Raw genomic sequence first — 25,567 nt, 5'->3', positions numbered from 1 at the left:
ATCTGCTGAAATTCAGCAGATTATTTTTGTTTTCAGGATGTAAAATTCAGAATAATTCGAGCTGCTGGAAGGTAGGTGGCGGTTCTTCTTTATTCCTGGCAAAGAAGATTTCAATATCCCCGAACTGCTTATCCGTAATGCACATCATGGCTACCTTCCCTGCTTTGGGCAGCATAAACTTGACTCTTTTAATATGAACCTCAGCATTTTCACGGCTCGGGCAATGACGCACATACATCGAAAACTGGAATAAGGTAAACCCGTCATCAATCAGTGCCTTGCGGAAACGGTTGGCATCCCGCATATTGGCTTTGGTTTCCGTCGGGAGATCATACAATACTAATACCCACATAATCCGGTATGCATTAAACCTTTCGGCATTCATATTAATTCAGGGTAAGCAATCAGGCGCTTTTCTCCCGTGTAACATTTATACAGTGAACTGGCTGTCGTCTTTACCGCCACCATCAGAGGCCTTGTTTTACCTTCAATGCTCACATCTTTCGTGGCGATCTGCAGGAGATGCGCTTTGAATTCTTTGCTTAACATTTCAGTCTCCGGATGCATGGTGAGCCACTGCATCACGAGCAGGTCAACAAACGGCCGGTACGGTTCCATCAGGTCATCGGCCAGGCAGTACGGATTGTATTTGTTCTTGTGAAAAATCCCCAGGACAGGCAGCAGTCCGGTTTCCACAATGGCCCTGGCCACAATGCTCCTGAGTACGGAATAGCCAAAGTTAAAGAACTGGTTGGGCGAATCCCCGAAACGTTCCCGGAGGAAATCCAGGCTGATCAGGTATTTCCAGTAGTGCTGGGCCGCAATGCCTTCCCTATTGGTGATGTCTCCCGATTTAACGTTCTGCTGATAATCCATCATCGGTTCATAATAATTCCCGAGTTTCATCAGTACATTTTTCTGGTTTTCAATCTTACACTCTATCGTCTGCTTCCAAAGCTGCTTTTTTAACGGCTCACTGGTTTCCAGCTGGTCTTTTACCCGGTCCGAATGTTCGGTATGCCCATACAGCGGCAGCATGATACCGTGGGGTAAATGATGGGAATCACAGCTGATGACCACCACATTGTTTCCCATCATTTTCTGGATCAGCTGGTGGGAAACGGTAATCTGGAAATGGTCGAGCATCAGCAGCCCTAAATCCTCTACAGGAACACTTCCCTTTTCAGTTCTGGTTTCCGGACACAAGATTTTCATCTGCTCGTCTTTGATTTTCAGATAGGCCGGATTGCCGATGTAAATAGAACGGGTGATCATGAATAACTATTTAAAAGGGTTAATAATTTTTAATTTTTTATCAACTAAACCATGATGTCCCATATTATCCTGAGAATATAAAATATTACAATCATTCAAAATCGCATCCGCTAAAATAATTGAATCACCTAGTTGAAAATTATGTTTAGTCATTAGATAATGAGCATATCTATACGTATCTTTATCAATCTTATTTAAATTTAATATAGCTAATAAATCAATTCCGATTTTTGAAATATTCTTCTTTACGATACCTTTATCCTTTAACTGAAATAAAAATTCCTGATAAACATAATTAGAAATTGAAGCTTTTGAAGTGATCAAACTAATAGCAATTTCTGAAATACCATAATTTGACTCTTCGTAAGCATAAACTAAAATATTAGTATCAAGTGAATATTTTGCATCCGTAAAATCAAGATTTTTAGCTATTAAAAATTTTTCTAACATCATCTGTAGTAAAAGTTTTTATATCACCTAAACGGTCGACATTAAATTTTAAAAGTATTTCTTTCTCTCTTGTAAATTCTATTTTATTGAGTTGAGTATATTCAATTTTATTAACTATTACATTTGACAATGAAAAAGGAATTCCATACAACCTATTTCCAGTAAAGCTTACAATCTTATATACATTATAAATGTTTTTTTTATCTAAATTTTTAAAATCAACTGTATTTATATTATATTGCTGTTCTCCTGTAGGTATATAGACTAAATCGTTTGGTGACAAATAAAATAATAATTTCTCACCCTTTTGGTTAGTTTCCGGACAAGAATATAAGCCTTGCTTTTGTCTTTCAATAACTTCATTTAATGGAACAGTTTCATAACTTCTGATCCCATGCTTATTTTCGTAAACTGCGAAAAACAGGTTGGTCCCTTTAGCAGCCTCTACATACTTATCTTTCTTATTCCCGGTCTGGCCGACCTGAAATTTGCTACCCAGTTCAAAGACTCTTACTTTGCCAATTGGCTGATGGGGCTTACCATCATTGTATTTCTGTATGTTTTTGTTCATGTCTTCGATTCCTTCAGGCGAAAAGGCAGATTCAGGACTTCCTTTGAACTCAAGATAATTTCTGAGAATTTTCTGAATCCCTGTATCTGTAACCGAATTGATTGTTTTTAAATCAAATGAAGTATCCAGGCTTTTTCTCGTTGCGGTCACTATTTTTCCTTTAGGAACTTTTATCCAGGGTAAATCCACTTTACCGGAAACCGTATCCTTATGCATGGGCTTACGTATTGCCCAGTTCGTTCCGGTCTGCTTTACGACCATCTTGGTTTTTACACCGTCTTTCTCCACATACTTTTCATAATAATTGGTTGCTTTATTGATCACACGGAGATTCTGTTTAAAGCTTACAACAATCGTTTCCAGCTTATTCCTGGCATCAACAGTAAAACCATTCCAAGGCTTTAAAAATTTTTTCGGAACTCCCCTTTCTATTCTCTTTCCGGTTTGAGGATCGTTGTAAACTGCTTTTTCAAACTGCATCAGCTTCCTTTTCAAATCATAACGTCCGGTATCCGATTTTGCCGACTGATTGTTAAGTAGATTGACATGATCTCTGGTAGCACAGGCAATGACCAAAGCATCCATGGCATGATGGCGATGGTCTATCCTCTTCTTTGAAAACCCTTTTGAATATTCAACAGGAACGGTGGGCAAAAACTTCTGATGTCTTTCGTTCCAGGCGGTAAAGTCTTCAGAGTCGGTTAACCGGTTCATTCTTTCAAATCGCGGCAAAACCAGATCATTCCAGACATCATTCAATCCCCAATCCTGTTTTAATTGGGTAGTGATTTTTCCGTTGCCGGGAATAATGTTTTTAGAATTGACACCCTCATCCTTACCGTCTTCCTCTCTGACCATATTCGACAGAAGGCCGGAAATATACTTGCTGATGTATCGTGTATCATTAAGCTGGCGTTCTATCATCTTTTCCGGAATCTCTTCCATAAGAAGCTTATTCCTTTTACTGCGGTTATTGGCATAATGCTTTTTAACGAAATCTTCGTATTCACCTGTTTCAAAAACTTTCACTGTTTTTCCGAAACCGCATTCGACAATCGTCCCGCTGAACTGTTTGATAAACCCAAGCCCGATGTAATTGTCTTTTAGTTTATTGACTGCTGATTCACAAATAACTTTATTGCTGAAACTGTCATCAAAATACCGGCTTTGCGGAATGATATGCTCAATTTCATATTCTGGTGTAAACAGTTTATTTAACGGGATAATCTGTCCTGTATAAGGGGATTTGTATTTCTGTTCCAGCCACAGTTTATATCGTTTTAAATCTGAAGAAGAAGGCTGTGCCGTTTTGCTGATTTTCAGGATATCATCTTCAATTTCGATATCCGATTTTAAAATTCCGTCTTCATAAATTTTCAGGATTTCCTGCTGCATCGGAGAATAAGGACGGACATTTTCCACCGAATGATCATCCATCATTTCAGCCAGTAAAGCCTTAATGCGGAGATTCGTATTTTCATTTTCAGAAATCTGCCGGGTAAGACGTTCTCTTTCTTCTGCGGGAAGTTTCATCTCTCTCGCCAGTTCAACATGAATTTCACTAAAGAAATCTTTCGCCCCGTTTCCGTATTTTACCCAGATATCTTTTACTACACGAAGGGTTTCCGTAATCACTTGTTCTACAATCGGATTCCGAAGTGAATGCTGCTTAAACTCTTTTAAAAATCCTTCAAGATCATCCGCAGAATTCCATTTGCCGGTTATTGATGCTTCCGAATGCCTTCCGTAAACAATGTATTGGGCCAGCCACAATTGTAATCCCTGAAAATCATCTTCAGACTTAAGATGAAGCGTTTTTTCCCTTACTTTATCTTTAATATTTTCGTCATATTCTCCAATGATGATTTTCTGAATTCTTTCTTTTGAATTTCCATCAATAGCAGCATAATTCCAAAATTTTCCCAGACGCATGAGGGGCAAGAGTTTTTTAACGGCTTTTTCAGAAAAAGAGCCATACTCGCTTCTGAACGGCGGGAATTTCCTGAAAGCCTCAGAAAATGAATGTTCATCGAGATTATTTTTACGGGCGAATGATTTTAACGCTTTTTCAAACTCGGTTTTGTCATTTACAGAATAAATGATATGCCAGATCTTCTGTTCAATTTCTCTTGTCAGAAAATTATTAGTGATCCCTTCAACCTTGTCCAATCTTGATGAAATCATTGTTTTGGTTTCGTTGCAGGGGTATTTTTTATCTTCTACAAAATTCCATCGATGGGTTTTCTCAGTGATCTTAAAATGTTTGAGTAAAGCTTTTTGGTCAACTTCTTTTCGATTGTTCAGAAACTCAAAAAGATTTTCGTAATCTTTGGTTGTGCTTAGAAATTCTTTTGTGACGTTATCCTCATTTTCCTTTTCATAAATATTCAGATTAAAAACCCACTGCCAGATCCGGAATTCCTGATAGTAAGGGTTGGATTTCGGAATCGCCTTTAAATACTGAATATGTTCCAAACCATTTTCAACCTTGTATTTTCTGAATTCCAGCGTGCAGTTTGAAACTGAAGATTTCTGGCTTCTTAAGGGTCGCTGATAAAAAATCAGATCTTCCATCAAAAGATGAACGAAATCTTTTTTGCTCAGGCTCAGTTGATGCACTTCGTTATTGCGGTACAGTTCCCGGATACAATCGTTATAGGTATCTTCGTCCTGCAATTCTGGATGAAATTCCTTCTGTTTTTCCAGGATCTTTCTCAATTCTTCTTTATAAAATTTCCTTTCAACCGTCCGGACCAGTTTTCCTTTGATTTTCTGTTTCGGGTTTTGAAGTAAGGTTTCGTAAATATAGGTTCCTACGGTTTTATGCGATTTTTCGATTTCCTGTTCGGTTTTCTTTTTAACAAGAGTCCAGTCGTTTTCACTTGGAGCACGGAAACTTCTTTTTTCATTTCCGTCTTTATCGGTTTTAATGCTTCCGTCATCATTCAGATCAGTTGTCACAATGAAATCCCTTGTTTTATCTTGCCAGTCGAATAAAGGGAGCTTGCTTGAGCGCCTGTAAATCCATCCGTTTTCCAAAACCAGGGAATACCAGAGGTCAGTCTTTCCTTTTTGCGGTTCGTCGGCCAGTACATCCACAATTTTTAACGAATAGAATTCAACCCTTTTATTTGGATTTTCCTCCTCTTCTTCACCCCGCAGTTGATAATATCCTCTTTTCTGATTAAAATTCAGGAGAATCCAGACCAGTTCCTCTTTTCCTATTTTTTGGGAAAGTGCTTTTTTACGGAGATAATAGAGGGTCCAGTCATAAGGAACCTTTAAATCTTTTCCGCTTATCTTAAAATCTTCAAGCATTTCATTGAAGGAAGCCTGAAACAGAAATGAAAATTTTCCATCGGTATTTTCCCACGCAAGCTTAGGTTCTGTTTCCGATTTGAATTTCCCGAAACGTTTTTCAAAATCGATCTGAGCGTCATAATGCTCAGGAAGAAAATTCAGAACATGCAGGACACGGTGAAGCCGCTCTCTTCTCAGTAAAAACCGTTCACGCAACCTTCTGACACTCCTGTATCTTGTCCGTTCTGCCGTTTGAGAAACAGAATTCCCTTTACCGAAATCTCCGAGGATATCCTGGGACATTGGAATGATCCGGCTTCCCATCCCAAGTATATTACCTTGCTTATTTTTGAAATCCTGCTGAACTAAAGCCCATCCGATAGAATTTGTTCCCAGGTCCAGTCCTAATATCGTTTTCATAATTTCAGTTTTTATTAATTCTTAAATGTATAAAAATTCTTTATTACAAAAATTACGGGAAACCACAGTTGCGGGAATAAAAAATTATTCTATATTTGAATTATAATTTTGAAAGCAATTCACAATAAGGATTATTCCGTTGTGAAAACATTTAGCGCCTCGACTATCTTCGGGGCATTTTTTGTCTATACCCGCAAGTTAAATACATAAAAAAAGCCACCCTACGTATAGGGCGGCTTCATTGAGAATTTATCTAACAATAATATTATTTCTTGGCTTTTACATCCACGGCGATTTCGATGTCTTTGCTGATCATCCATTCTGCCGGGTCTGCTTCGGAAGTCCCGAACTTGATGCCCCAGTCGGCTCTGTTGACCGTGAACTTGGCCTGTACAGAGGCGGCCCCTTCGGTAACGTCTACTTTTGCAGGGAATGTTACATTCATGGTTTTTCCTGACAGGGTAAGGTTTCCGCTTACAGTCTTGTTGGCTCCGGCTATTGCATCGGCCGGGGCAGCTTTAAGATCGGTCACGCTGGTAATCTTGAAATCCGAAGTCGGGTTTTTCTTGGTATCGAAGAAATCCGGGTTCTTTAAGTGCGCTTCAAGGTCGGCAGGCTTTTTATCTTTTTCCGTTACGGAAGCAGGGTCTACCTTAAGGGAGTTCATATCGATCACGAAGTTTCCGGCAGTTACCTGTCCGCCTTCGATGCTCAGGTCTCCCGACTGTACGCTTAATGTCCCCCAACGCGGCGCCATTCCTCCTTTATGGAAGGCTTTCCAGTTCACCACGGAAGTGGCAGCGTCCACCATCAGCTTTTCGCCTTTGCTTTCTGCTACCGTCTGCTCCTGGGCCGTTTTTGCGTTTTCCGCAGATTTTTCCTTGTTACAAGAGGCTGCCAGCATGCCGACAGCCACTAATGCCATAATACTTAATTTTTTCATATGATATAATTGTTTAAAAAGTTTATTTTAAATTGGGATTGACGAGGATCTTTTACAACAGCTCCTGCCGGTACCAAAAATAGGAAACTTCATCCCCTGTGCCCGTTACCATACATCAAGAAATGAGGTCCCGGTTTTCCGAACCCAATGCTAAAATAACAAAAAGATGGTACATCCGGATACATGCCCTGTTAAAATTTGATTATTTTAGCGTTTTGAATTTAAAATGAACGCAACCCTTTATATCCGGCAGGCGCTTACGGTGCCTGAAAAAAGCATCAATGCCACTTTGAAATTACTTTCGGAAGACTGTACCATTCCGTTTATCTCGCGGTACCGCAAAGATGCAACGGGAAACCTGGACGAAATACAGATCGAGCAGGTTTCAAAGCTCAGCAAACAATTCGAAGACCTTGTCAGACGGAAGGAAAGTATTTTAAAATCAATTGAAGAGCAGAATGCCTTAAGCCCTGAATTAAAACAAAGGCTGGAAGAAAGCTTTGACCTCCAGGAACTGGAAGACCTGTACCTGCCGTTCAGAAAACGCAGGAAAACCAGGGCGGATGCTGCCAAAGAAAAAGGGCTGGAACCTCTGGCTAAAATCATTATGAGCCAGAAAGCCGGCGATCTGCAGCACGTTGCTTCAAAATACCTCAACGGCCAGGTTTCATCGGAAGAGGAAGCCCTGCAGGGTGCCAGGGACATCATGGCCGAATGGATCAATGAAAATATGTACGTCCGCAAGAACCTCCGCCGCCTGTTTCAGCGGAAAGCGGTCATCACTTCCAAGGTCGTTAAATCAAAAAAAGACGAAGAGGGAGCGCAGAAATTCTCACAGTATTTTGAGTGGGAAGAAAGCCTTAGCCGGACCCCTTCCCACCGGCTGTTAGCCATGCTGAGAGCGGAATCGGAAGGCTTTGTGAAGACGCATATCGGCATTGATAAGGAAGAAGCTGTTGATTTTATCGCGAACGCCGTTATTAAATCCGATAATGAAAGTTCGGAGCAGATTTCTTTAGCCATTAAAGATGCCTATAAAAGGCTCCTTGAACCGGCTATTTCAAATGAAACCCTGCAGGAAGCCAAAGAAAAAGCAGATAAAAAAGCCATTGAGATCTTTTCTGAAAACCTGAGCCAGCTCCTTTTGGCCCCGCCCTTAGGAGAGAAAAGGATTTTAGCGATTGACCCCGGTTATAAAAGTGGCTGCAAAGTCGTCTGTATCGACGAAAAGGGTGATTTACTCCATAATGAAACGCTCTATCCCCACGCGCCGCAGAACGAGAGCGGAATGGCGATGAAGAAGATCCGTTCGATGGTGAATGCCTATAACATCCAGGCCATCTCCATCGGAAACGGGACGGCAAGCCGGGAAACTGAATTTTTCATTAAAAGAATCGCTTTTGACAAGCCGTTACAGGTTTTCGTGGTTTCGGAAGCGGGCGCTTCCGTGTATTCTGCCAGTAAAATTGCAAGGGATGAATTCCCGAATTATGATGTGACGGTCCGCGGCGCGGTGTCCATCGGGAGAAGGCTGGCCGATCCGCTGGCAGAACTGGTGAAGATCGATGCCAAATCAATCGGCGTCGGCCAATACCAGCACGATGTTGATCAGACGCAGCTGAAAAAGGAGCTGGATTCTACGGTGATGAAATGCGTCAACTCCGTCGGCATCAATATAAATACGGCAAGCAAATCCCTGTTAAGCTACGTCTCCGGAATCGGTGAAAAAATGGCCGAAAACATCGTGGATTACCGTGCGGAAAACGGGGCTTTTGAAGACCGGAAACAATTAAAGAAAGTACCGAGGCTGGGGGAAAAAGCCTACCAGCAGGCGGCAGCCTTTATCCGGATTACCAATGCTAAAAACCCTCTGGACAATTCTGCGGTTCACCCCGAAGCGTATGGAATTGTCGAAAAAATGGCGAAAGACTTAGGGATAAAAACCGATGAGCTGATTGCCAGCAAAGAGAAAATCGCGCTGATCAATCCTGAACAGTACATCAATGAAACCATCGGTATCCTGGGCATCAGGGATATTCTGAAAGAACTTGAAAAACCAGGACTGGATCCCAGAAAGGCAGCTAAGATTTTTGAATTTGACCCGAATGTAAAAAGCATCAGAAACCTGAAAACCGGAATGGTTCTTCCCGGAATCGTCAATAACATTACGGCTTTCGGATGCTTTGTAGACCTGGGCATCAAGGAAAGCGGGCTGGTCCATATCTCACAGCTGAAAGAGGGTTTTGTCTCCGACGTCAATGAAGTGGTAAAGCTGCATCAGCACGTCCAGGTAAAAGTGACGGAGGTGGACGAGGCGAGAAAGAGGATCCAGCTGAGTATGATATTATAATAAAAAACTCATGAAAATTTCAGAACTGAAAGAAAGAAAAATAGTTCGGAGGGCAACAAGAAATTTTGACTTTGAAGGTAAGCGTATTTATAATGAATTTGAATATGATTTACCTTACAAAGTAGATTTTTATGGAAGTGACCAGAAAAGAAAAGTTGCGAAGTTTATTGATATGACTCCATTCTTTTTGGTTTTATATTTTATTTTTCACCTGCCTGTAATGTATTCCTTTATGAGTTCGATTCCTCTAGTTATGATAGTCGGAAGTATCACCGAAACTCATTGGGGAACGACTTTAGGTAAGAAACTTTTTAAAATGAAAGTAATTGATGATAATGGAAATTATCCGGAAATCTCTAAATCTTTAAAGAGAAATTTTCTTTGTCTGGCAAATTTTTATCCTAAGTTCTCAGAACGAACCATCAAAGATGTAGCAATGGGAACCCGAACTGTTATTGAGACCCGTTTAAGTATGTTTATGAATAATAAACTGTGTCATACTTATACCGTAAAAGAAAGTCAGGTTTGGAAGCTCAGAAAAATGCTTGATCAATCAATAACACAAGCATTTACGGAAATAAATCCGTGAAAACCTTCATAATATGCGGGAAATATTCAACCGCAAATCACACAGACTTTCACGGATTCATAAATAAACTTTTACAAAGGATATGGTATCGCTTTATCCAATTCAATCGGGTTATTGTACTTTCTGACCGATTCTCTCAAACGCTCATTCACTTCACGGGAATTGCTTTGTCCGACTTTTGTCCCGTCGCTGAGGTAGAATTCTTCATTGGTTTTGATTGAGCCGCTATTGTTTCTCAATGCATTGACGGGAGAATCGTAGTATTTCAGTTTTGCAGCGGTGTATTTTTCTTCATTGACCGGAACACTTTGCTCGATCACATAGCTGATGTACTGATTGACATAAGGTTTTGTCAGCTTCTGGGTTTTCACCAGGTCAAATTTGTAATTGTTTTGGTCATCATAAAGTTCAACAATCAATCCCGGAAGACCATGAAATTTATAGGGACCTTCCTGAAATGGAATATCAGAAGTAAACCAGGCAATCCAGTTTCTTCCGCCCCAGGTGGTGGTGGCTTTCTGGAGATTGAAGTCTTTCACTTTCTTTTTCTCATCCGTCAGTTTCCAGTTCTGTTTATTTTTTGACGGAAGTTTTAAAATAATATTTTCTAAAACATCATAATATTCATAATCATCTGTTCCCGGTTTATGGGTAAGAATATTCGAGGTATTAAAATCTGCGCTTTGCGGTATCGCAAGATTATGGGTAACCAAAGAGTCTCCGACAAAAAAATCGCGTGGATAATATTTTATTTGTTTCGGTTCAATATCCAGATGATAGTTTTCTTTGGCAGTCAAATTTTGTATAGAATCTTTCTTGTATTCTACATCATAAATAAAGCGGTGCGTCTGTGCATTTGATGCAAATGAAGCTAAAATAAATGCTGGTAAAAGGATGTTTTTCATAGTCTGTTATTCTGATTGATAAATTCCTGTTCTTCTCTTGAAAGTAAAATTGTAGTTTCTTTATCTTCTTTTACAGGAATATTTTCCCATATGCTTTTATTGAAATCAATTTTAGATTCCAGACCTTTTTGATCAGACTTTGAAAAACTGTTATAGACAATTTCCCGGCTGGCTTTTTTCGTATGGACCTGGTCTTTATAGAAAATAACAAAATTATCTGTATTCAAACTATTCAGGGAAGGCAGATATACCCCATCTTTTTTGTAAAATTCAAATTTTATTGTTGCATTGCCAAGCTTTCTGCTAAACTCTTTCCCATCGGCAGTTACTTTCTTTTCTGTCGGAAAATCGCCCTGCAGATAAGTGAATTCATACCCTGTAATGACTTTATCCTTTTTATTGTATCTGATTTCTCCACTGATATCAGTCCCATAACTTGATTTTATTTTACAGTTAATAACCTGCTCTTCACCATCATCAGAAATTAAATTACCGGAAAATCTGGTCGCTTTATTTCTCAAGTTCAATAACGTGCGGTAGATTTCAAAATTAAAAAAGAAATTCCCGACAATCTCATGGGAGAACTCATCCGTTTTTTGGCTGAAAATGCTGTCTGATTTACTATTTTTCAAATATTTAATATTATTCAGTTGGATCTGTACAATATCATCATAATTCTTTTTAATGCCGTTTTTCCAGTTGTACATGTTGTTTCCGCTCCACAATTTGGCCTCTGCAATGACCATAAAGTGTAATTTATCATTGTCAAAAGCCCGCTGTTTTAAGGTGATATCGTACAGCGAAGGATCGTCAAAATATCTTTTATGATAATTTTTAAAGACATCCTCGAAAATCGTCTTGATATCAACATTCACCATCTTTACCTCTTCAATATCTTTAAAGCTGGGTTTCAATTTTACCAGCGCAGTAAATGAACTGAGATTTTGTTTCTGGAAACCGGCCGCAGAGATCTCAAGATTCTTCCCGGTAGGTTCTACCGGAGCAAAACCGTCATCATTGGTGTAAACCACTTTATTCTCAAGAATAATCCGGGCATTCCCAATGGGTTTGTTGTTTTCGGCATCAATGACCTGTATTTTCTGTGCCGGGAGAAGTGTTGAAATAATGGAAAATAAAATAAAAATTCGTTTCATATAAATTTGTTCATGTTTATTAATACGACAAATATATATTTCAAATACGATACAATTCAATACGGAATGAGTTATTTAATAATAAATTATCAATATTTAACTAAAAGCCGTGAAATTTGGGAATAACAATCGGGATGTTTAAATTTTTTAACAAAAAATTTTTTCCGTTTATAAAAGAAATAATTGACGGTGTCAATGAAAGTGCAGTCAATAAAATAAGTCAGGTCATAAAAAAAACCGGCTTTTTCAAGCCGGTTTTGGAAATTAACTATTTTTTAGATTCTTCAACAGAAACCTTTCTGAAGTCTTTGAACAGTTTGCTCAGCTCTAAAGCTGATTTACGGGCTCTTGTCCCTGCTGCCTTGTTCCCTTTTTCTGCCTGTTGGTTTGCTTCGTTGGTGAAAGCTTCAAATTCTGCGTTGATTTTTTCGATAAGTTCTTTCATTGTTTCTTAAAATTTAGGCTGCAAATATAGGTTTTATGGCGGTTCCAGCCTAACAGAGCATAAAAAAAATGCACCCATTCATTAAAATTTATCGCTTTTCTGCCGTTTTATCTGATTTTCCGGCTGAAACGTAGCGATATCAGCAACGGTAAACAAAAAAAGTCCCTTCAAAAGGGCTTTGAAAATAATATGATCATAATGATGAATACAATGTTGATAAAAAACAGAAAGTCCACAGAAATCCTGCGGCCAGCAGACAATCCTAAATAGTCCTGAATCAGTGGGAACAGCGTTAAAAATCAGGCTTTAAAAATTTATAAAGTTTTATCCGTCTATAAAATATCATGCTTCAACAGTCTGCTTCAGGCCATTCCTGTCATGCCCGGTCAAATCAAACGGCAGAGATTCCGACTAAAATGGTCCGCTTCTTTCTGTGGATTCATTTGGGCATGTAAGTTGCAAATCACTTTGACTTATATTTGATACTCATTTAAAACACAAATTATGGACAACGAAAAATTTTTCAAAGTATTGGGATGGGTAGCCACGGCCACCGCTATGGCCATGTATGTCTCTTACATTCCGCAGATCCGGAGCAATCTAGCCGGCAACAAAGGGGAATGGCTGCAGCCGCTGGTGGCCGCTGTGAACTGTACCCTGTGGGTCGTCTACGGGTTCATGAAAAAACCTGAAAGGGATATGCCGATTATCATGGCCAATTCACCGGGCATCATATTCGGGCTTTTTGCCTTTATTACGGCAGTATAAAAGGCGGTGTTCATCCATACTTAAAACGATAAGAAATATCAACAGGAATGGGTTCAGAGCTTTTTAGCGGCCCCTGCTTCATTCTTCCTGATGACGGTAAGCACCAGCATAAAAAAGCCTATGGCGAAAAGGAGGTTTCCTATAAAGGTAATTGTCCCCAGCACCCCATAATACAAGGACACCTCATCCATTGGCATATGCCGGCTCCAAATCAGGTAAGGCATGAAAACGGCAAATACAGCAGTCACGAAAACAAGTATTGAGCCGGCCGTTAAAAGTATGGCTTCCGTATTGAAGCGTTTGGACGCATAATAGATACTGATGGCTGTCATGATGAAAGGAACGATCAGAGACATCATGCTGAAAGGGGAAATATTTAAATTTTCCATCGTTTTTTTATAGAGTGGAGATACAATTATGCTGCCATGATTGTATACCAATACGCCTGGACCTATCTTCCCTTTTTCATGGATGACTTCCGGATGATACGAAGCTGTTACTGAACGGGTTTCCGGGTATCCGACTTGAAAATGCTCCCGGCATTGAAAACAAGTACGGCAAAGAATATGAGTGCATAAGCCCCTGTCTGCAAGGCGCCTAACGGCTCGTGATACACCACTCCGGCCAGAACAAAGGCAATAATAGGGTTGATGTTCAGGATCATTCCCACCTTTGACGAGCTGATGCCCGTCAGCGCATACAGGTTTAACAGTAATGGGATAATGGTGTAAACGACAGCAATAATCCCGACATAGAAATAAAACTTCAATTCCGAAGGCGCAGGCCCGGAAAATGAAGGAAAAAAAGGCAGCAGGACCAATGCGGATATCAGGATGTGAACATTGAGGACCAGAAATTTATCAAACTGACCGTTTTTTTTCTGACTGACCAGATAACAGGCATAGGTAAAGCCGATCAGGCTGCTGTATACCATATCAGCCATATCTGCATAAGACAGCAGGATGCATCCCATCCCGCTCAGCATTACGGAAAACCACTGGAGTTTCGTCAGCCTGTCTTTCAGTACAAAGAACGCAAGGATCGTGGTCATGATGGGGCAGACCAGATATGCCACTGAAGTGGCCCTTACGCTGATATGGTTCATCACATAAATAAAAGAAAACCAGTTGGCGGCCAGTAAAATACTGCTTCCGACATGCAGGAAGGCAACGCTCCGCCTGGCTTTTCGCGGCAAAGACCTGAAATGCTTTAAGTTCTCCCTGAGCGCATTCCTCTTAAAAAGGACCGTGATCAACGACATGACCAGTGCACCGATGAATACCCGGTAAAAAAGGATATCCAGCGCGCTGTAGGCATGTAGCGGCTTCAGCACCAGGCTGAAAGTGCCCCAGATAGAGAATGCCAGCACCGCGGCAAGATTATATTTCAGTGTATTCAATGTTTCAGTACGGGATTCATCAGATTAAACTTACCGATTTATTATATCAGACAGTCCGGGAGAAATGGAACGCATAACCGGCGCACATCCCAGGTTCCGGACGGTCCGGCAAAGATAACCAGAAAACTGAATTAGGATAAGGTCCCCTATCTATTTACAGGATATCTATTCGGTACTCCCACGATGAACGGAATGTTAATTCTTGACAGAAAATAAATAAAACTTAAAAAAAATTTGCTTTTCAATAAATTATACGTACATTTGTAGAATAATCAGGCTACTGCCAAATGCTTCTTCTGAAATTTCAGAGTTTACTCTTTTCTATCAGTCTTCGCTTTATCAGCCGCTAAGTTTGTCATCATTATATCAGATGAATCATTTTTTTCACCTTGAACCGTTCAAGATTCTAAAAAATATCCCCATCATTTTTGTTAACAAATCGATTTAAACCCGTACTGATGTAAAATCAGCCCGGTAACGGCAAAAGCCAAAAATTTAATACAATAATTTTATAATATATTACAATGCAACAAGGAACAGTAAAATTCTTTAACGATGCCAAAGGATTTGGTTTTATTACACCATCAACAGGTGGACAGGATGTTTTCGTACATACTTCAGGTTTAGTAGATAACATTCGTGAAAATGATGTCGTAACTTACGAATTACAGAACGGTACAAAAGGCGTTAACGCAGTTAACGTACGTTTAGCATAATTTTGAAGAAAGGTTAAACTTTCTTTATTTTATTACAATAGCAGATAACAGCAGTGTTATCTGCTATTTTTTTTGTCCGGATTATCAATAATCCATCGGATGCTGAAATACTTCTTTTCAGCGGTATTTATAAGTAGGTTTTCGAACAAAACCATCCTATCCTGTTAACACCGGTGATCATAGATTATCTTTACGGTGATGTAATACAACCTAAGCCGGTATTGTTATACCTATAAAATACTTCAGATGAACCTTATAAAAATATGTTCCTTATTTTTCGTTATCTTTTTTTCCAACCGGGTTTCGTCACAGAAAACTCCGGACAGCATCGATCTGTATATTAAAGATAAAATGGCCCGGATGAAAATACCGGGACTTCAGCTGGCGGTGATCCGAAACGGGAAACTGGTTAAACTCAGCCATTACGGGCTTGCGAATATTGAACAGCAGGCTGCGACAAAAAACAGTACCGTATTTTCTATCAACTCCATGACCAAGGCTTTTGTAGGGGTGGCCGTTATGCAGCTTCAGGAACAGGGAAAGCTGAAGGTAGACGATCCTCTTTCCCTGTATATAAAAGACATGCCGGCCGGATGGGAAACCGTTACGATCAGGCAGGCACTCAGTAATGTTTCAGGACTTCCGAATAATATTGACCAAAAGGAACAGGTTTTAGGCGACGGCAGTGAAGAAAGCAACTGGGAAGCTGTTAAAAAGCTTCCTGTGGAATCCGCTCCCGGGGAAAAATTCAGTTATAACCAGACCGGCTATCTCATTTTAGGAAGAATCATCACCCGGCTGAGCGGGAAACATTTTACACAGTTCATTGAAGACGGTCAGTTCACGCCATGCGAAATGACAGTTACCCGGTTCGGGGATTCAAATGACATCATCCCGAACAGTGCCGGAGCCTATTCTACCCTGATCAACACCGACGGAAAATGGATCAATGACGGAAAGCTGCACAATATATTTGCTACTTTCCCTGTTTTCTTCAGGACTGCCACAGGAATCATTTCATCGGCTGAAGACCTCAGCAAATGGCTGATCGCCCTGGAAGACGGGAAATTACTGCATAAGAAAGAGAGCCTTGAGGAACTATTCACCACGACAAAACTCAATAACGGCCATGTTGACGGCTTTAACAAACTTACCAACGGCTATGCACTGGGGTGGCCTACGGTAGTACGGGATGAACATCCGGCAGCCGCACCGGTCGGCGGCATGCGTTCGGCTTTATTCGTTTATCCGAAAGACCGTTTATCGATTATTATTTTAACCAACCTCCAGGGTTCCAATCCCGAATGGATGATTGATGAAGTAGCCGGGTATTATATCCCGGATATGAAAGCAGAAAACGGTTTCGGACTGAGCCCGGATATGAAGCTATTGCGGAGTGGCCTGATGAGAGAAGGGTTTCAAAATATAGATTCGGTCTACAGGCAGCTTAAGAAAAAGAATAAAACGTTCAGACTGACAGAAGATGAAGTGAATGCGTGGGGCTATCAGCTACTGGGTATGGGTAAAAAGGATGAAGCTCTGTCTGTTTTCAGGTTAAATACTTTATTATTCCCTAACAGTGCCAATGGGTATGACAGCTATGGGGAAATACTTGAAACCGTGGGGCGGCGTAAAGAAGCAGTCCTCAATTATAGAAAATCGCTCGAATTAAATCCCGGGAATACGAATGCGGCGGATTATCTTAAGGGGAAATAAGCTGAAATCTTTTTCAGAACATTTTATGCTTTGAACCCTAAAATAAAAACAGCATGCTGATCATTGTTTTGATTCTGCGGATTCATCTTTCAGGATTTCAATTTCCTTTTCAGTTCGCGGAGTTTCGGAGTAATCACTTTCCGGAGGCCGTCGTGAAACTGTTTGTAGTCTTTAATGCTTTTTTCAAGCTTCTTTTTATTGGTTAAATATTCTTCATACAGATCCATTAATTCAGACGACTTTGACACAATATCCGATGTCCGGGCCTCATGGTCTTCAAGGGCTTCGGTCAGACACCGGTACACTTCGATGCGTTCGGCAAGACTGTTGTGAAACTTAGGCTCTATTCCCTGCATGTCCGCTGAAGATTATCTTGCCGTTCCGGCAAAAGGATTGTCACTCTGAAATAAGACTTTCAGCTTCTGATCATCGTCTGAAACCTGTCTGTCATGGGATGGTTTTGAATAGATCTTATGTAAAGCCGACGCCAGCAAAGTCTCTTCAGGATCACCCAGAGGCAAAAGAGGCAACATATTGTACTCGTCAACGGACACCTGCGGAGCAATCCCACTGCTGTAGCCGCCTGCTCCGGATGCATTGAAAACTTTATAGATAACGGGGTGGATCTGCCATGAAATCTTCTTGGGCTTCCGCCTGTCTTCAATGGCAAAGCCTGCCATATCTTTCCCCAGCGTCTTCTCTCCGACCTGAATCACCTGCAGGTAAGGCTTTAAATTATTGATGACAATCTCCGAAGCTGAAGCTGTACTTTCCGAGGTAAGGATATACACTTTATTCAGTCCTAATGAATTGGCATGAAGCGTATTAAAATCGAGCGCATTGGGATCGTAAGCCATCTGCTGTGAAAAGGTACGCTTCACTTCTCCCCCGTTCTTGTTTCCTTTATAGGTGATGAATGGTGAGCCGGCTGATATTCCTGAAGGGATCAACGAGCACAGGGCGGCCGCTGATGAAACCGAACCGCCGTAATTGTAACGGAGGTCAAGGACAAGTTCCTGGACGCCTGCCGCTTTAAAAGCACTGAATTTCTGATTCAGGCTCTGCGTCATGCCGTCGGGAAAATCGTAGATATACAGGTATCCTGTTTTTTTACCTGCCTCTTCAATAATTTTAGACTGAACAGGCTGTGCTAAAGAATATCCGTAATATACCGTCACGTCCTTTTCATGAACCACCGTATCATCCTGCCAGTCGCCCACCGTCAGCTGAATAACGGTCTGATCCTGAAGCGAGGAGGTCAGCGGTCCCGCATTGGAAGCTGTAATTGCGGTACCGTTGATTTTTTTTATGACCATCCCTCTTTTTAGCCCTGCATTCATTGCGGGAGAACCGGTAAGGACGAGTTTGATAACGGTAACGACCTCACCGTTTCCGAGCTGTAAAACCGCATAGTCGAAACCATACATTCCCCGTATGGAGCGCGGGTATGAGGAAGCATCTTTGGTATCCACGATATAGGAAAACAGGTCCTGGGAGGATAACAGGCTTTTGAAAAAATCTTTTACGGGAAGGTGGTAATCCGGTTTAGCAGGCATCTGCTCTGCCCAGTAATAATACCGCCTCATGCTGTCCTGAACCCATACGTTGACCGATTCGGTGCTCCCTTCGGGAAATTCCGGTAAGCCGTCATCGGTTTCACTGCACGACATTACGGCCATACCTGCTAAAACAGCCAGCAATATGCAAAATGTAAAAAATATTTTTATTACTTTCATTGTTTTACAGATAATCGGCTACGTCAATATCTCCTTTTAGCACTACTATTCCGTTCTCCATTTTCTCCTGAATCACCATCATATTCGCTCCGATGTCCTGCTTGATCTTCACCTGGATCAGGCCGGAACCGGTGTAGGGTTCCATGGTTCCCGGCTTGTATAATTCCAGATAAACCGGAGCGGAAGTACTGAAGAAATTATAGATTTTTACCGCTGTAAAATTCTCTTTCCCGATGTTGTCGAACTCAGCCAGCACTGCTCCGTTTTCTCTTTTCAGAACCCCTTTAACATTCGTCAGGGAAGAACCTGAGAATTCCCCCAAGTTGGGGAAAATAAATTCAAACCCTACTTTCCCAAGGTTTACCTGAGGTTTTACGGCATAGGTCTTCAGGAAAATCCCCGGAAGATTAAAGAAACTCAGGCTTTTGTAATCATTGATGTTATCGTATGTTATACTGTATTTTGCAACCTGGGCTCCTGTTTCGCTGTTATAGATCCCAAGTTCACTGCTTTCATCTTTATCCAGCACGAACTGAAGCTGGGTTTCTATTTTGTCGGTGTAAGAAGCTTTCCCGTTGATCGGTACCGGCGACCCGTTAAGCCTCAATTGAAGAATATCCGGCTTGGAATATCCTTTAATATTGACTTCTGCAGGTTTTTGCGCTTTATCATATACCTCTAAAGTATTATCATCGGTACAGGAAAACAGTAAGGTAAAGAGGGTCAGAGCTATGATCTTTTTCATCGAAAATATATTAGAATAATAAAATTTGAATTAAAATTGCCCCACCCGAAAGCAGGGCAATAAGGATTATAAAAAAACTAAATCGGATACGTCAGTTGGGTAAGCATACCATTATTTTAAAAGTTTTCATGGTTATTTTTTCAAAGCTATGGGCTTGCTTAAGACCAATTATTTCTTAATGAATTTCAATTTTTCTGATATTTTTCCGTCTGAAACCTCAGCGATGTAAAGTCCTGCAGAAAGTGCCGAAACATTCATGTTTTTTGAATATTTAGACATCCAGACTTTTTGCCCTGCCCTATTGTAAACCGTCACTGTGGCTGTATTTTCTTTTAAAGCCGGATTAAGCTGTAACTGTAAAGAACTGTTTACAGGGTTTTCCATTACTCTGGTTAGATTTTTAACGGTTTTTACGTCATTTGTTTTTAAAACGGATGAATAAATAGCCATTTCATCAATATTGATATTCTGCGAATTTGCAGCGCCGCCGGAAGTGATTCTGTTTGACCACATGCCCAGATAGATCTTTTTTCCTGCAAAAGCTGAAATATTGACCAAAGATTCCGCAAACTGGGTAAGGTCGGACGGCAACGTGGCCGTGGTAGCGCTGAACTTATATAATGCTCCGCCCGCATTTTGCGCCTCGGTTGCCAGTTGCTGGAAATCAGACAGTTCAGGCACCTGCTTTTGAGGCGTGCTTACGAAAATATAAATATCTCTGCTCACGCTTGCATGGGTGGATCTCTGTCTTCCGATATAACCGGCCAGTGTGATGGTTCCGCCTGCACCCGTAAGATCGATCTCAGGGGAAATGATCCAGTCGTTTTCCGTTGCAAAACCGGTGGCATTCCCGGAGGGAACCAAGTTAATGGAATGGCGGAGAACTCCTGCAGTTCCATATGCCAAAGCAGTTCCGTTATGATAGATATTCTGTCCCTGAACCCACCCGTTTCCGTTTCCGTTCACATCATGGAAAGTCCATCCCTGTAAAGAAGCCGGGGTATCAAAAGAATTGCTCCAGACAGGAAGTTGTGCCCATACGGCCTGGGATAAAAACAGAACAGAAAATAAAATTAATTTTTTCATAATACCAATTATTAAAGTTTTTTAGTTTGAAATAAAAGCAGGGAATGGCTATAATACCATCCCTGCATTTTAATTGAGCTTATTATTCTACAATTGAGAAATTATATTTTGTCCAGATACCTGTGAAATTTCCACAGTTTCTTGGTGACACATTCCATCCTCCATTGTTAAAGAATGGCTGAGATATTCCGAAAGCACTAGCTGTTGACGAAACCACCAAGTTCGCAGCAGGAATTCCTGCAGTCCCTGTACCTGTTACAGCAGTTGTGAACCCATGTACTTTGATCGAGCTGTACGTAGAAGCTGAAGATAACTGGGAACCTACCCCTTCTACCCTGATCCCTGTAGGATATCCTGTAACTACGGCGTCATTTAAAGTTAATAAACCGTTTCTTCTGATATGGATACCGTTTTCATAGGCTAAACCTTGTCCGGCAACACCTGAACCGGCTCCTATGATCGTAAGGTTATTGATTACCGGGTGCGTAAGCAATGCAGTAGCAGTACCCCCCGCATTGTTATCCAACTCGATACCGTTGGAATCAGGACTTCCGCCGCTTACTGTATGACTGGAATTATAATCTGCCAAAGAAAGTGCACAAGAGATCGTTCCTGTATAGCCATTATCAAAATCAAAATTGTCATCTTCTGCAGCAAAAGACACCAAGTTGGTAGCGTTTACCGTACCTCCGAAGAATTCGAAAGAATCATCCTGACCGTAAGAAACCTGGATGTGATCTAAAGTAGTCCCGCTTCCGACACCGGCCAATGTTAGACCATTCACCTCGTTACCGGAATTAGCACCAGCGAAATCATAACCGGCGAACTCAATACGCACGTATTTCATGATCCCTGCATTGTGATTAGAGACCGTACCTCCAAACTGGAAATCTGCTCCGGTTAATCCTTCTACAGTAGTTGTAGTCGGTACATTGGTAGGAGCAGTCCCTAATAAAACGACCCCTCCGAAATCTCCGGGAACGGCAGTAGTATCTTCATTACCATCCAGTAATCTGTAGCTGGTAAAGATGATAGGCTGAGATTCTGTACCCGTAGCATCAATTGAACCTGTTTTTGTAACGATTAAAACCCCTCTTCCTTCTCCGGAAGCGTTTGGTTTCGCTTTGATAAATGTTCCGGGCAGGATGGTTAGTTTGGCACCATTTTTCACCGCTATATTACCGTCAAGCTCTACTACTCCACTCCAGGTAGTATTGGTAGTAATATCAGCATTTACCGTAGTCACAGGAAGGGACGCTGCAGTGATATACTCAGCCGAAGCCGACTTCATATCGAAAGCGTTTGAAGAATCTGCTAAAGAATCATTCTGACAGGCAGTAAGAGATAAAACTGCTGCTGCGATTAAAGTTAATTTTTTCATTGTTAAAAATTTTATGGCCAGGCCGGTTGGTTATGTTTCAGACCTGAAGTTTTTTATATTAGAAATACCCGCCTCTGTATTTCTGCGATTTGGTTAATTTTTTACGCCTGCACCGCATGAGGAGCTGCCTTGCAGAGTTTCCCGATAATCATAAGCCGTTGTCCGGGAAAAACAGCCGGCCTCCGGTTTCTGTCTGAATCTTTACTGCTGCTGCGCATCACCAGTACTGTTGATCTGATTCATTCTCAGGCTACCGGAACCTGTACGTTGCTATACTGAGCTCTTTTCTTTATTCTTTAATGATTTGCTTAGGTTCAGAACGTGTAATTCACGCTTAATCCCAACATTCTCCCGCTGTAGGCACGGAACAGGATCTTGTCAATATTTTTGTCGTATTTGTCAGTGGCACCGGGCAGAAGTTCCCACATTTCTCTGTCTGTCTGGGAAGCTCCCTCTTTTGATACCGAATAAGAATTATAATTGTTATAAAATTCCTTCACCCTGTTGAAAAGGTTCCTTGCATTAAATTTCACTTCTAAATTCCTGTCTTTTAATAATTTATATGAAATCTGTGCATCTGCCACTGCGTAGGGACGCTGTATTTCCTCTCCGTTGTAGGCATATCCCACCGTGATATACTGATCGCCCTTGGCATTGTATAAAAAACTTAGCCCCAAACGTTCCCCGTCATACATCAGACCCAGATTATAGACATAGGGAGTCTGCCCGTAAAGCGGCCGGTCTACTTCATAAGTCTCATCTGCATCCGTTGTTTTTTCCCTGTTCTTAAAAGAAATTACCTTAGTATCGTTATAGGTGAAATTTCCGCTGATAAAAAGCTTTTCGAGGAAAGAATCCGTGGCGATGAAACCCAGGTTTTTTCTCACTTCCGCTTCAAAACCTTTCAGCTTTGCGTTTTTTGAGTTTCCGTTAAAGAGGAATAAATTCCCTTCATTTGAGATATATCCTTCCCGCTCAATGGGCCGTTCGATATTTTTGTAATACAATCCTGCCGAAAAAATCTCCCCTAATCCCGGAAACCATTCCAATTTAAAATCATAATTATTGACTACTGATGAAACCATTTCTGTGTTATAAATCAATCCGTTGGCAACAGGGTCAAAATAGGGCAATCCGGTTCTTTCATTAAACTGGGGCCGGATTACCGTTTTACTGTAGGCAAGCCTTACATTAATTTTACCGGTGGGACTATAGGTAAAGTTGGCAGAAGGCATAAACTGCCACGGCTTATCTTCAACATCTGCTTTGTCATCATTCTGCGGATCATTCGTATCCAGCTGCTGAGAAATAAGGTCATACTTAAAATACTCTGCACGCAGTCCCCAAACCAGCCTGAATTTATTCCACCGGTTATCAAACATGATAAATCCTGCATGCTGATCTACTTTCCCTTCATATTTTTCGTCTTCATAGAGTGGCCTCGTCTCCCATCCGATTCCTCCCGGTACGTATTGTGATCCGTTAAACCATTCAGAAAGCCCTCCGTGCATCTTCAGGATACCTTTGTCTCCTCCGTTGGGAACATTTCTGTTTTCATCTACTCTTAATAAAAATTTCTGCTGGATGTTGGTATTGGATTTTGATGCCCCGGCATATCCCACTTTTATATCGTTTTTGAAGTTGCCTTTATCCAGATTTAATTTAAGAGAAGCGCCGTAATTATAATCGGTCTGCCTGTTTTCAATATATCCCCTTGCGAAATCACTTGATGAATTATTAATTTCATGATAGTTTAAAATTTCATTTCCTATAAAATCATAATAGGTCTGATGCATCGTATAGTCTTTGGTGTCGGAAGAAACTCCGGTTCTTGCCGCAAACCAGTCGACGTCTACATTCCCTATTTTATGGTTTCCTTCCAGTTTATTCTGCAAAAGGGTCTGATATATAGGATAATCGGTATTGTCTGTGTAAGGTTTGTCTAACGATTTGATCTGAGAAGGGTCATTGTTCGGAATAAGTCCGTTGTAAAAATAATTGTAGGATAATTCTGCATTCCCCGGCAATCCGCTTCCGCCGGTATATTCGTTCCAGCCGGTAATCCTGGTAAGCGTATTGTCATAGATATGGGTGTAAGAATTACGGAAGGAAAGCCTGCTTTTCCCCAACTGCAATCCGAAATTCAACATTCCTGCGATGGTGGAATTATAAGAATAGGAAGCCCCTTTATTCTTAAAGTCATAAAACTTTATAGGGGCGGTTCCATGATCTTGCCATCCCTTGATGTCCTGCTCGGTCGTATCCAGCCAGTTCCCCCTTCCGGTATGGTCGATCTGAAGTTTATTCTGTTCGTTTCTTAGGGTCAATGCTCCCGCAAATCCCCATTTGTTATTATTTTTAAGCTGAAAAGTCCTTCCCAAAGCCAGCTGCATATTTGAACCTAAATCTGCAGTGGTTCCGTAGGTGGTGAAATTATCATTGGTGAACTGTTTCGACTGATCGAAAAACAAAGGATTTTCCCAGTTCATGGCTTTGAGGCCCTTCGGGAAATCCCGGGTTCCGTCGTCATACCCGAAATAATCATATTTTCCGCGCTGGCGGGTCAGAGATTCTTTAAAAGTCGAAATATCATTGTAAGAGGTTCCCATACTGACCGTGGTAAAATTCCGGCTGGGAATATCTTTCGTCCTGACTTCTACGTAGCCCCCTGCAAAGTTGGCATTCATATCCGGCGTTGCGGTTTTGCTTACCACAATACTTTCCACCATGGCGGTGGGAATAATATCGAATGAAAAATTCTGGTTATACGCTTCCGTACTCGGAAGGCTGATCCCATCCATTGCAGCCGTATTCCAACGTTCTCCCATGGAGCGGACCACGACATATTTATTATCGATTGTGGTAATTCCCGTTACCCTTTTCAGTGTTCCGCCGACATCATTATCAGGGGTTCTGGAAATCTGTTCGGCAGAAATACCGTCGCTCATCTGGGCCGCTTTTTTCTGCTGGGCCAGTAATCCCGCCTGGGTATCCGCTTTACGGGATCCCGTGATCACCACTTCTTTGATATCTTTGATCTGATCTGAAACCGGCTTCATCGCAAATGAAACGGTATTGGTTTCATGATCGCCAACTGATAATTTTTCGACTCTTAATGTGCTGAATTTGGCGGCTTTAACCGAAAGAGTATACACTCCGGACGGTAGATCGACGGCAAACTCACCGTTATTATCGGTGGTGACGGTCTTTCCGGCAACCATTACCTGGGCGCCCACCACAGGATTTCCGACTTCATCAACGATTTTCCCGGAAAGCCTTCCGTTTCCCAATACGGAAACCCGTTCGCCCTGATATTTTACCGAAATAAGATCCCCGCGCAGCCGGAAGACTACCGGAAGTCCTTCTGTCATATCTTCAAGACAGTTGTTTACTGAAATATTTTCGCACTTTGCCCCTTTTACCTTTAATTCTTTAATATCGGATTTAGAATAGGCCAGCCTTGCGCCTGTCTTTGCTGCAAATTCTTCCAACACTTCAATCAGCGGCCGGCTTGCCGGAACAGAGAATGATACTTTCTGTACCAGCTCCTGTGCCTCTGCTGCTGACGTAAAAAACAACACCGCGATGGTAAAACTACATTTCAAACTTTTCATCTTC

Annotated in this window: 21 protein-coding genes; 5 read left to right on the top strand and 16 right to left on the bottom strand. The window is 41.3% G+C overall.

Annotated features, from left to right (window positions below):
* Positions 1–46 precede the first annotated feature (46 nt).
* The 5 genes from cas2 to H561_RS0121775 all read right to left on the bottom strand — a co-directional run bounded on the left by cas2 (position 47) and on the right by H561_RS0121775 (position 6,959).
* Positions 47–385: a CRISPR-associated endonuclease Cas2 gene (cas2, locus tag H561_RS0121795; RefSeq protein WP_027388864.1), complete on the bottom strand. Its 339-nt coding sequence runs from the start codon at positions 383–385 to the stop codon at positions 47–49.
* The gene (gene cas1, locus H561_RS0121790) at positions 382–1,275 is read right to left on the bottom strand and encodes a type II CRISPR-associated endonuclease Cas1 (protein WP_027388863.1); all 894 of its coding nucleotides are present in this window, start codon (positions 1,273–1,275) and stop codon (positions 382–384) included. Before cas1 ends, cas2 begins: the two co-directional genes overlap by 4 nt.
* A 6-nt stretch (positions 1,276–1,281) precedes the next feature.
* The gene (locus H561_RS0121785; protein WP_027388862.1) at positions 1,282–1,728 is read right to left on the bottom strand and encodes a PIN domain-containing protein; all 447 of its coding nucleotides are present in this window, start codon (positions 1,726–1,728) and stop codon (positions 1,282–1,284) included.
* Positions 1,700–6,016: a type II CRISPR RNA-guided endonuclease Cas9 gene (gene cas9 / locus H561_RS23155; RefSeq protein ID WP_051349496.1), complete on the bottom strand. Its 4,317-nt coding sequence runs from the start codon at positions 6,014–6,016 to the stop codon at positions 1,700–1,702. Before cas9 ends, H561_RS0121785 begins: the two co-directional genes overlap by 29 nt.
* A gap of 265 nt (positions 6,017–6,281) precedes the next feature.
* Positions 6,282–6,959, bottom strand: coding sequence for a YceI family protein (locus tag H561_RS0121775; RefSeq protein WP_027388861.1), 678 nt, complete (start codon positions 6,957–6,959; stop codon positions 6,282–6,284).
* Between the two features lie 226 nt (positions 6,960–7,185).
* Here H561_RS0121775 and H561_RS0121770 point away from each other — a divergent pair, with 226 nt between their 5' ends.
* On the top strand, positions 7,186–9,309 hold the full coding sequence (locus H561_RS0121770; protein ID WP_027388860.1) for a Tex family protein: 2,124 nt from the start codon (positions 7,186–7,188) through the stop codon (positions 9,307–9,309).
* 10 nt (positions 9,310–9,319) lie between these two features.
* The gene (locus tag H561_RS0121765) at positions 9,320–9,898 is read left to right on the top strand and encodes an RDD family protein (protein WP_027388859.1); all 579 of its coding nucleotides are present in this window, start codon (positions 9,320–9,322) and stop codon (positions 9,896–9,898) included.
* A 71-nt stretch (positions 9,899–9,969) separates the two neighbouring features.
* Here the strand turns inward: H561_RS0121765 and H561_RS0121760 are convergent, their stop codons facing one another.
* The 3 genes from H561_RS0121760 to H561_RS0121750 form a co-directional block, all read right to left on the bottom strand.
* Complete coding sequence (locus H561_RS0121760) at positions 9,970–10,803, bottom strand: GLPGLI family protein (RefSeq protein WP_027388858.1); 834 nt, start codon at positions 10,801–10,803, stop codon at positions 9,970–9,972.
* Positions 10,800–11,957 carry a carboxypeptidase-like regulatory domain-containing protein gene (locus H561_RS0121755; RefSeq protein ID WP_027388857.1) on the bottom strand — a complete coding sequence of 386 codons (1,158 nt, stop codon included), beginning with the start codon at positions 11,955–11,957 and terminating at the stop codon, positions 10,800–10,802. Before H561_RS0121755 ends, H561_RS0121760 begins: the two co-directional genes overlap by 4 nt.
* Before the next feature lie 268 nt (positions 11,958–12,225).
* Complete coding sequence (locus H561_RS0121750; RefSeq protein WP_027388856.1) at positions 12,226–12,402, bottom strand: histone H1; 177 nt, start codon at positions 12,400–12,402, stop codon at positions 12,226–12,228.
* Between the two features lie 504 nt (positions 12,403–12,906).
* Between H561_RS0121750 and H561_RS0121745 the strand changes: the two genes are divergently transcribed.
* Positions 12,907–13,170, top strand: coding sequence for a SemiSWEET family transporter (locus H561_RS0121745; RefSeq protein ID WP_027388855.1), 264 nt, complete (start codon positions 12,907–12,909; stop codon positions 13,168–13,170).
* A gap of 53 nt (positions 13,171–13,223) precedes the next feature.
* On the opposite strand, the gene H561_RS0121740 is transcribed toward H561_RS0121745, so the two are convergent.
* On the bottom strand, positions 13,224–13,559 hold the full coding sequence (locus H561_RS0121740; protein WP_027388854.1) for a hypothetical protein: 336 nt from the start codon (positions 13,557–13,559) through the stop codon (positions 13,224–13,226).
* A gap of 107 nt (positions 13,560–13,666) precedes the next feature.
* A complete protein-coding gene (locus tag H561_RS0121735) occupies positions 13,667–14,569 on the bottom strand; it encodes an EamA family transporter (protein ID WP_027388853.1) in 903 nt (300 codons plus the stop codon).
* 524 nt (positions 14,570–15,093) lie between these two features.
* Here H561_RS0121735 and H561_RS0121730 point away from each other — a divergent pair.
* Complete coding sequence (locus tag H561_RS0121730; protein ID WP_027388852.1) at positions 15,094–15,285, top strand: cold-shock protein; 192 nt, start codon at positions 15,094–15,096, stop codon at positions 15,283–15,285.
* A gap of 246 nt (positions 15,286–15,531) precedes the next feature.
* Positions 15,532–17,001, top strand: a complete 1,470-nt coding sequence (locus tag H561_RS0121725; RefSeq protein WP_027388851.1) for a serine hydrolase domain-containing protein — start codon at positions 15,532–15,534, stop codon at positions 16,999–17,001.
* An 89-nt stretch (positions 17,002–17,090) separates the two neighbouring features.
* Here the strand turns inward: H561_RS0121725 and H561_RS0121720 are convergent, their stop codons facing one another.
* The 6 genes from H561_RS0121720 to H561_RS0121690 all read right to left on the bottom strand — a co-directional run bounded on the left by H561_RS0121720 (position 17,091) and on the right by H561_RS0121690 (position 25,563).
* Positions 17,091–17,357: a hypothetical protein gene (locus H561_RS0121720; protein ID WP_027388850.1), complete on the bottom strand. Its 267-nt coding sequence runs from the start codon at positions 17,355–17,357 to the stop codon at positions 17,091–17,093.
* A gap of 12 nt (positions 17,358–17,369) precedes the next feature.
* Positions 17,370–18,737: a S41 family peptidase gene (locus H561_RS0121715; protein ID WP_081411718.1), complete on the bottom strand. Its 1,368-nt coding sequence runs from the start codon at positions 18,735–18,737 to the stop codon at positions 17,370–17,372.
* A gap of 4 nt (positions 18,738–18,741) precedes the next feature.
* Positions 18,742–19,482 (bottom strand): hypothetical protein, encoded by a 741-nt coding sequence (locus H561_RS0121710; RefSeq protein ID WP_027388848.1) that lies wholly within the window; start codon positions 19,480–19,482, stop codon positions 18,742–18,744.
* Between the two features lie 168 nt (positions 19,483–19,650).
* Positions 19,651–20,568, bottom strand: a complete 918-nt coding sequence (locus tag H561_RS0121705) for a T9SS-dependent choice-of-anchor J family protein (protein ID WP_027388847.1) — start codon at positions 20,566–20,568, stop codon at positions 19,651–19,653.
* A gap of 82 nt (positions 20,569–20,650) precedes the next feature.
* Positions 20,651–21,949: a hypothetical protein gene (locus H561_RS0121700; RefSeq protein WP_027388846.1), complete on the bottom strand. Its 1,299-nt coding sequence runs from the start codon at positions 21,947–21,949 to the stop codon at positions 20,651–20,653.
* 314 nt (positions 21,950–22,263) lie between these two features.
* Positions 22,264–25,563: a TonB-dependent receptor gene (locus tag H561_RS0121690; protein ID WP_027388845.1), complete on the bottom strand. Its 3,300-nt coding sequence runs from the start codon at positions 25,561–25,563 to the stop codon at positions 22,264–22,266.
* Between the last annotated feature and the right edge of the window lie 4 nt (positions 25,564–25,567).

It is taken from the genome of Chryseobacterium gregarium DSM 19109, from assembly GCF_000430845.1.
In the GTDB taxonomy this organism is placed as follows: Bacteria; Bacteroidota; Bacteroidia; order Flavobacteriales; family Weeksellaceae; genus Chryseobacterium; species Chryseobacterium gregarium.
Note: the sequence above shows the minus strand (reverse complement) of the source record. Positions and strands in the feature narration are given on the sequence as shown.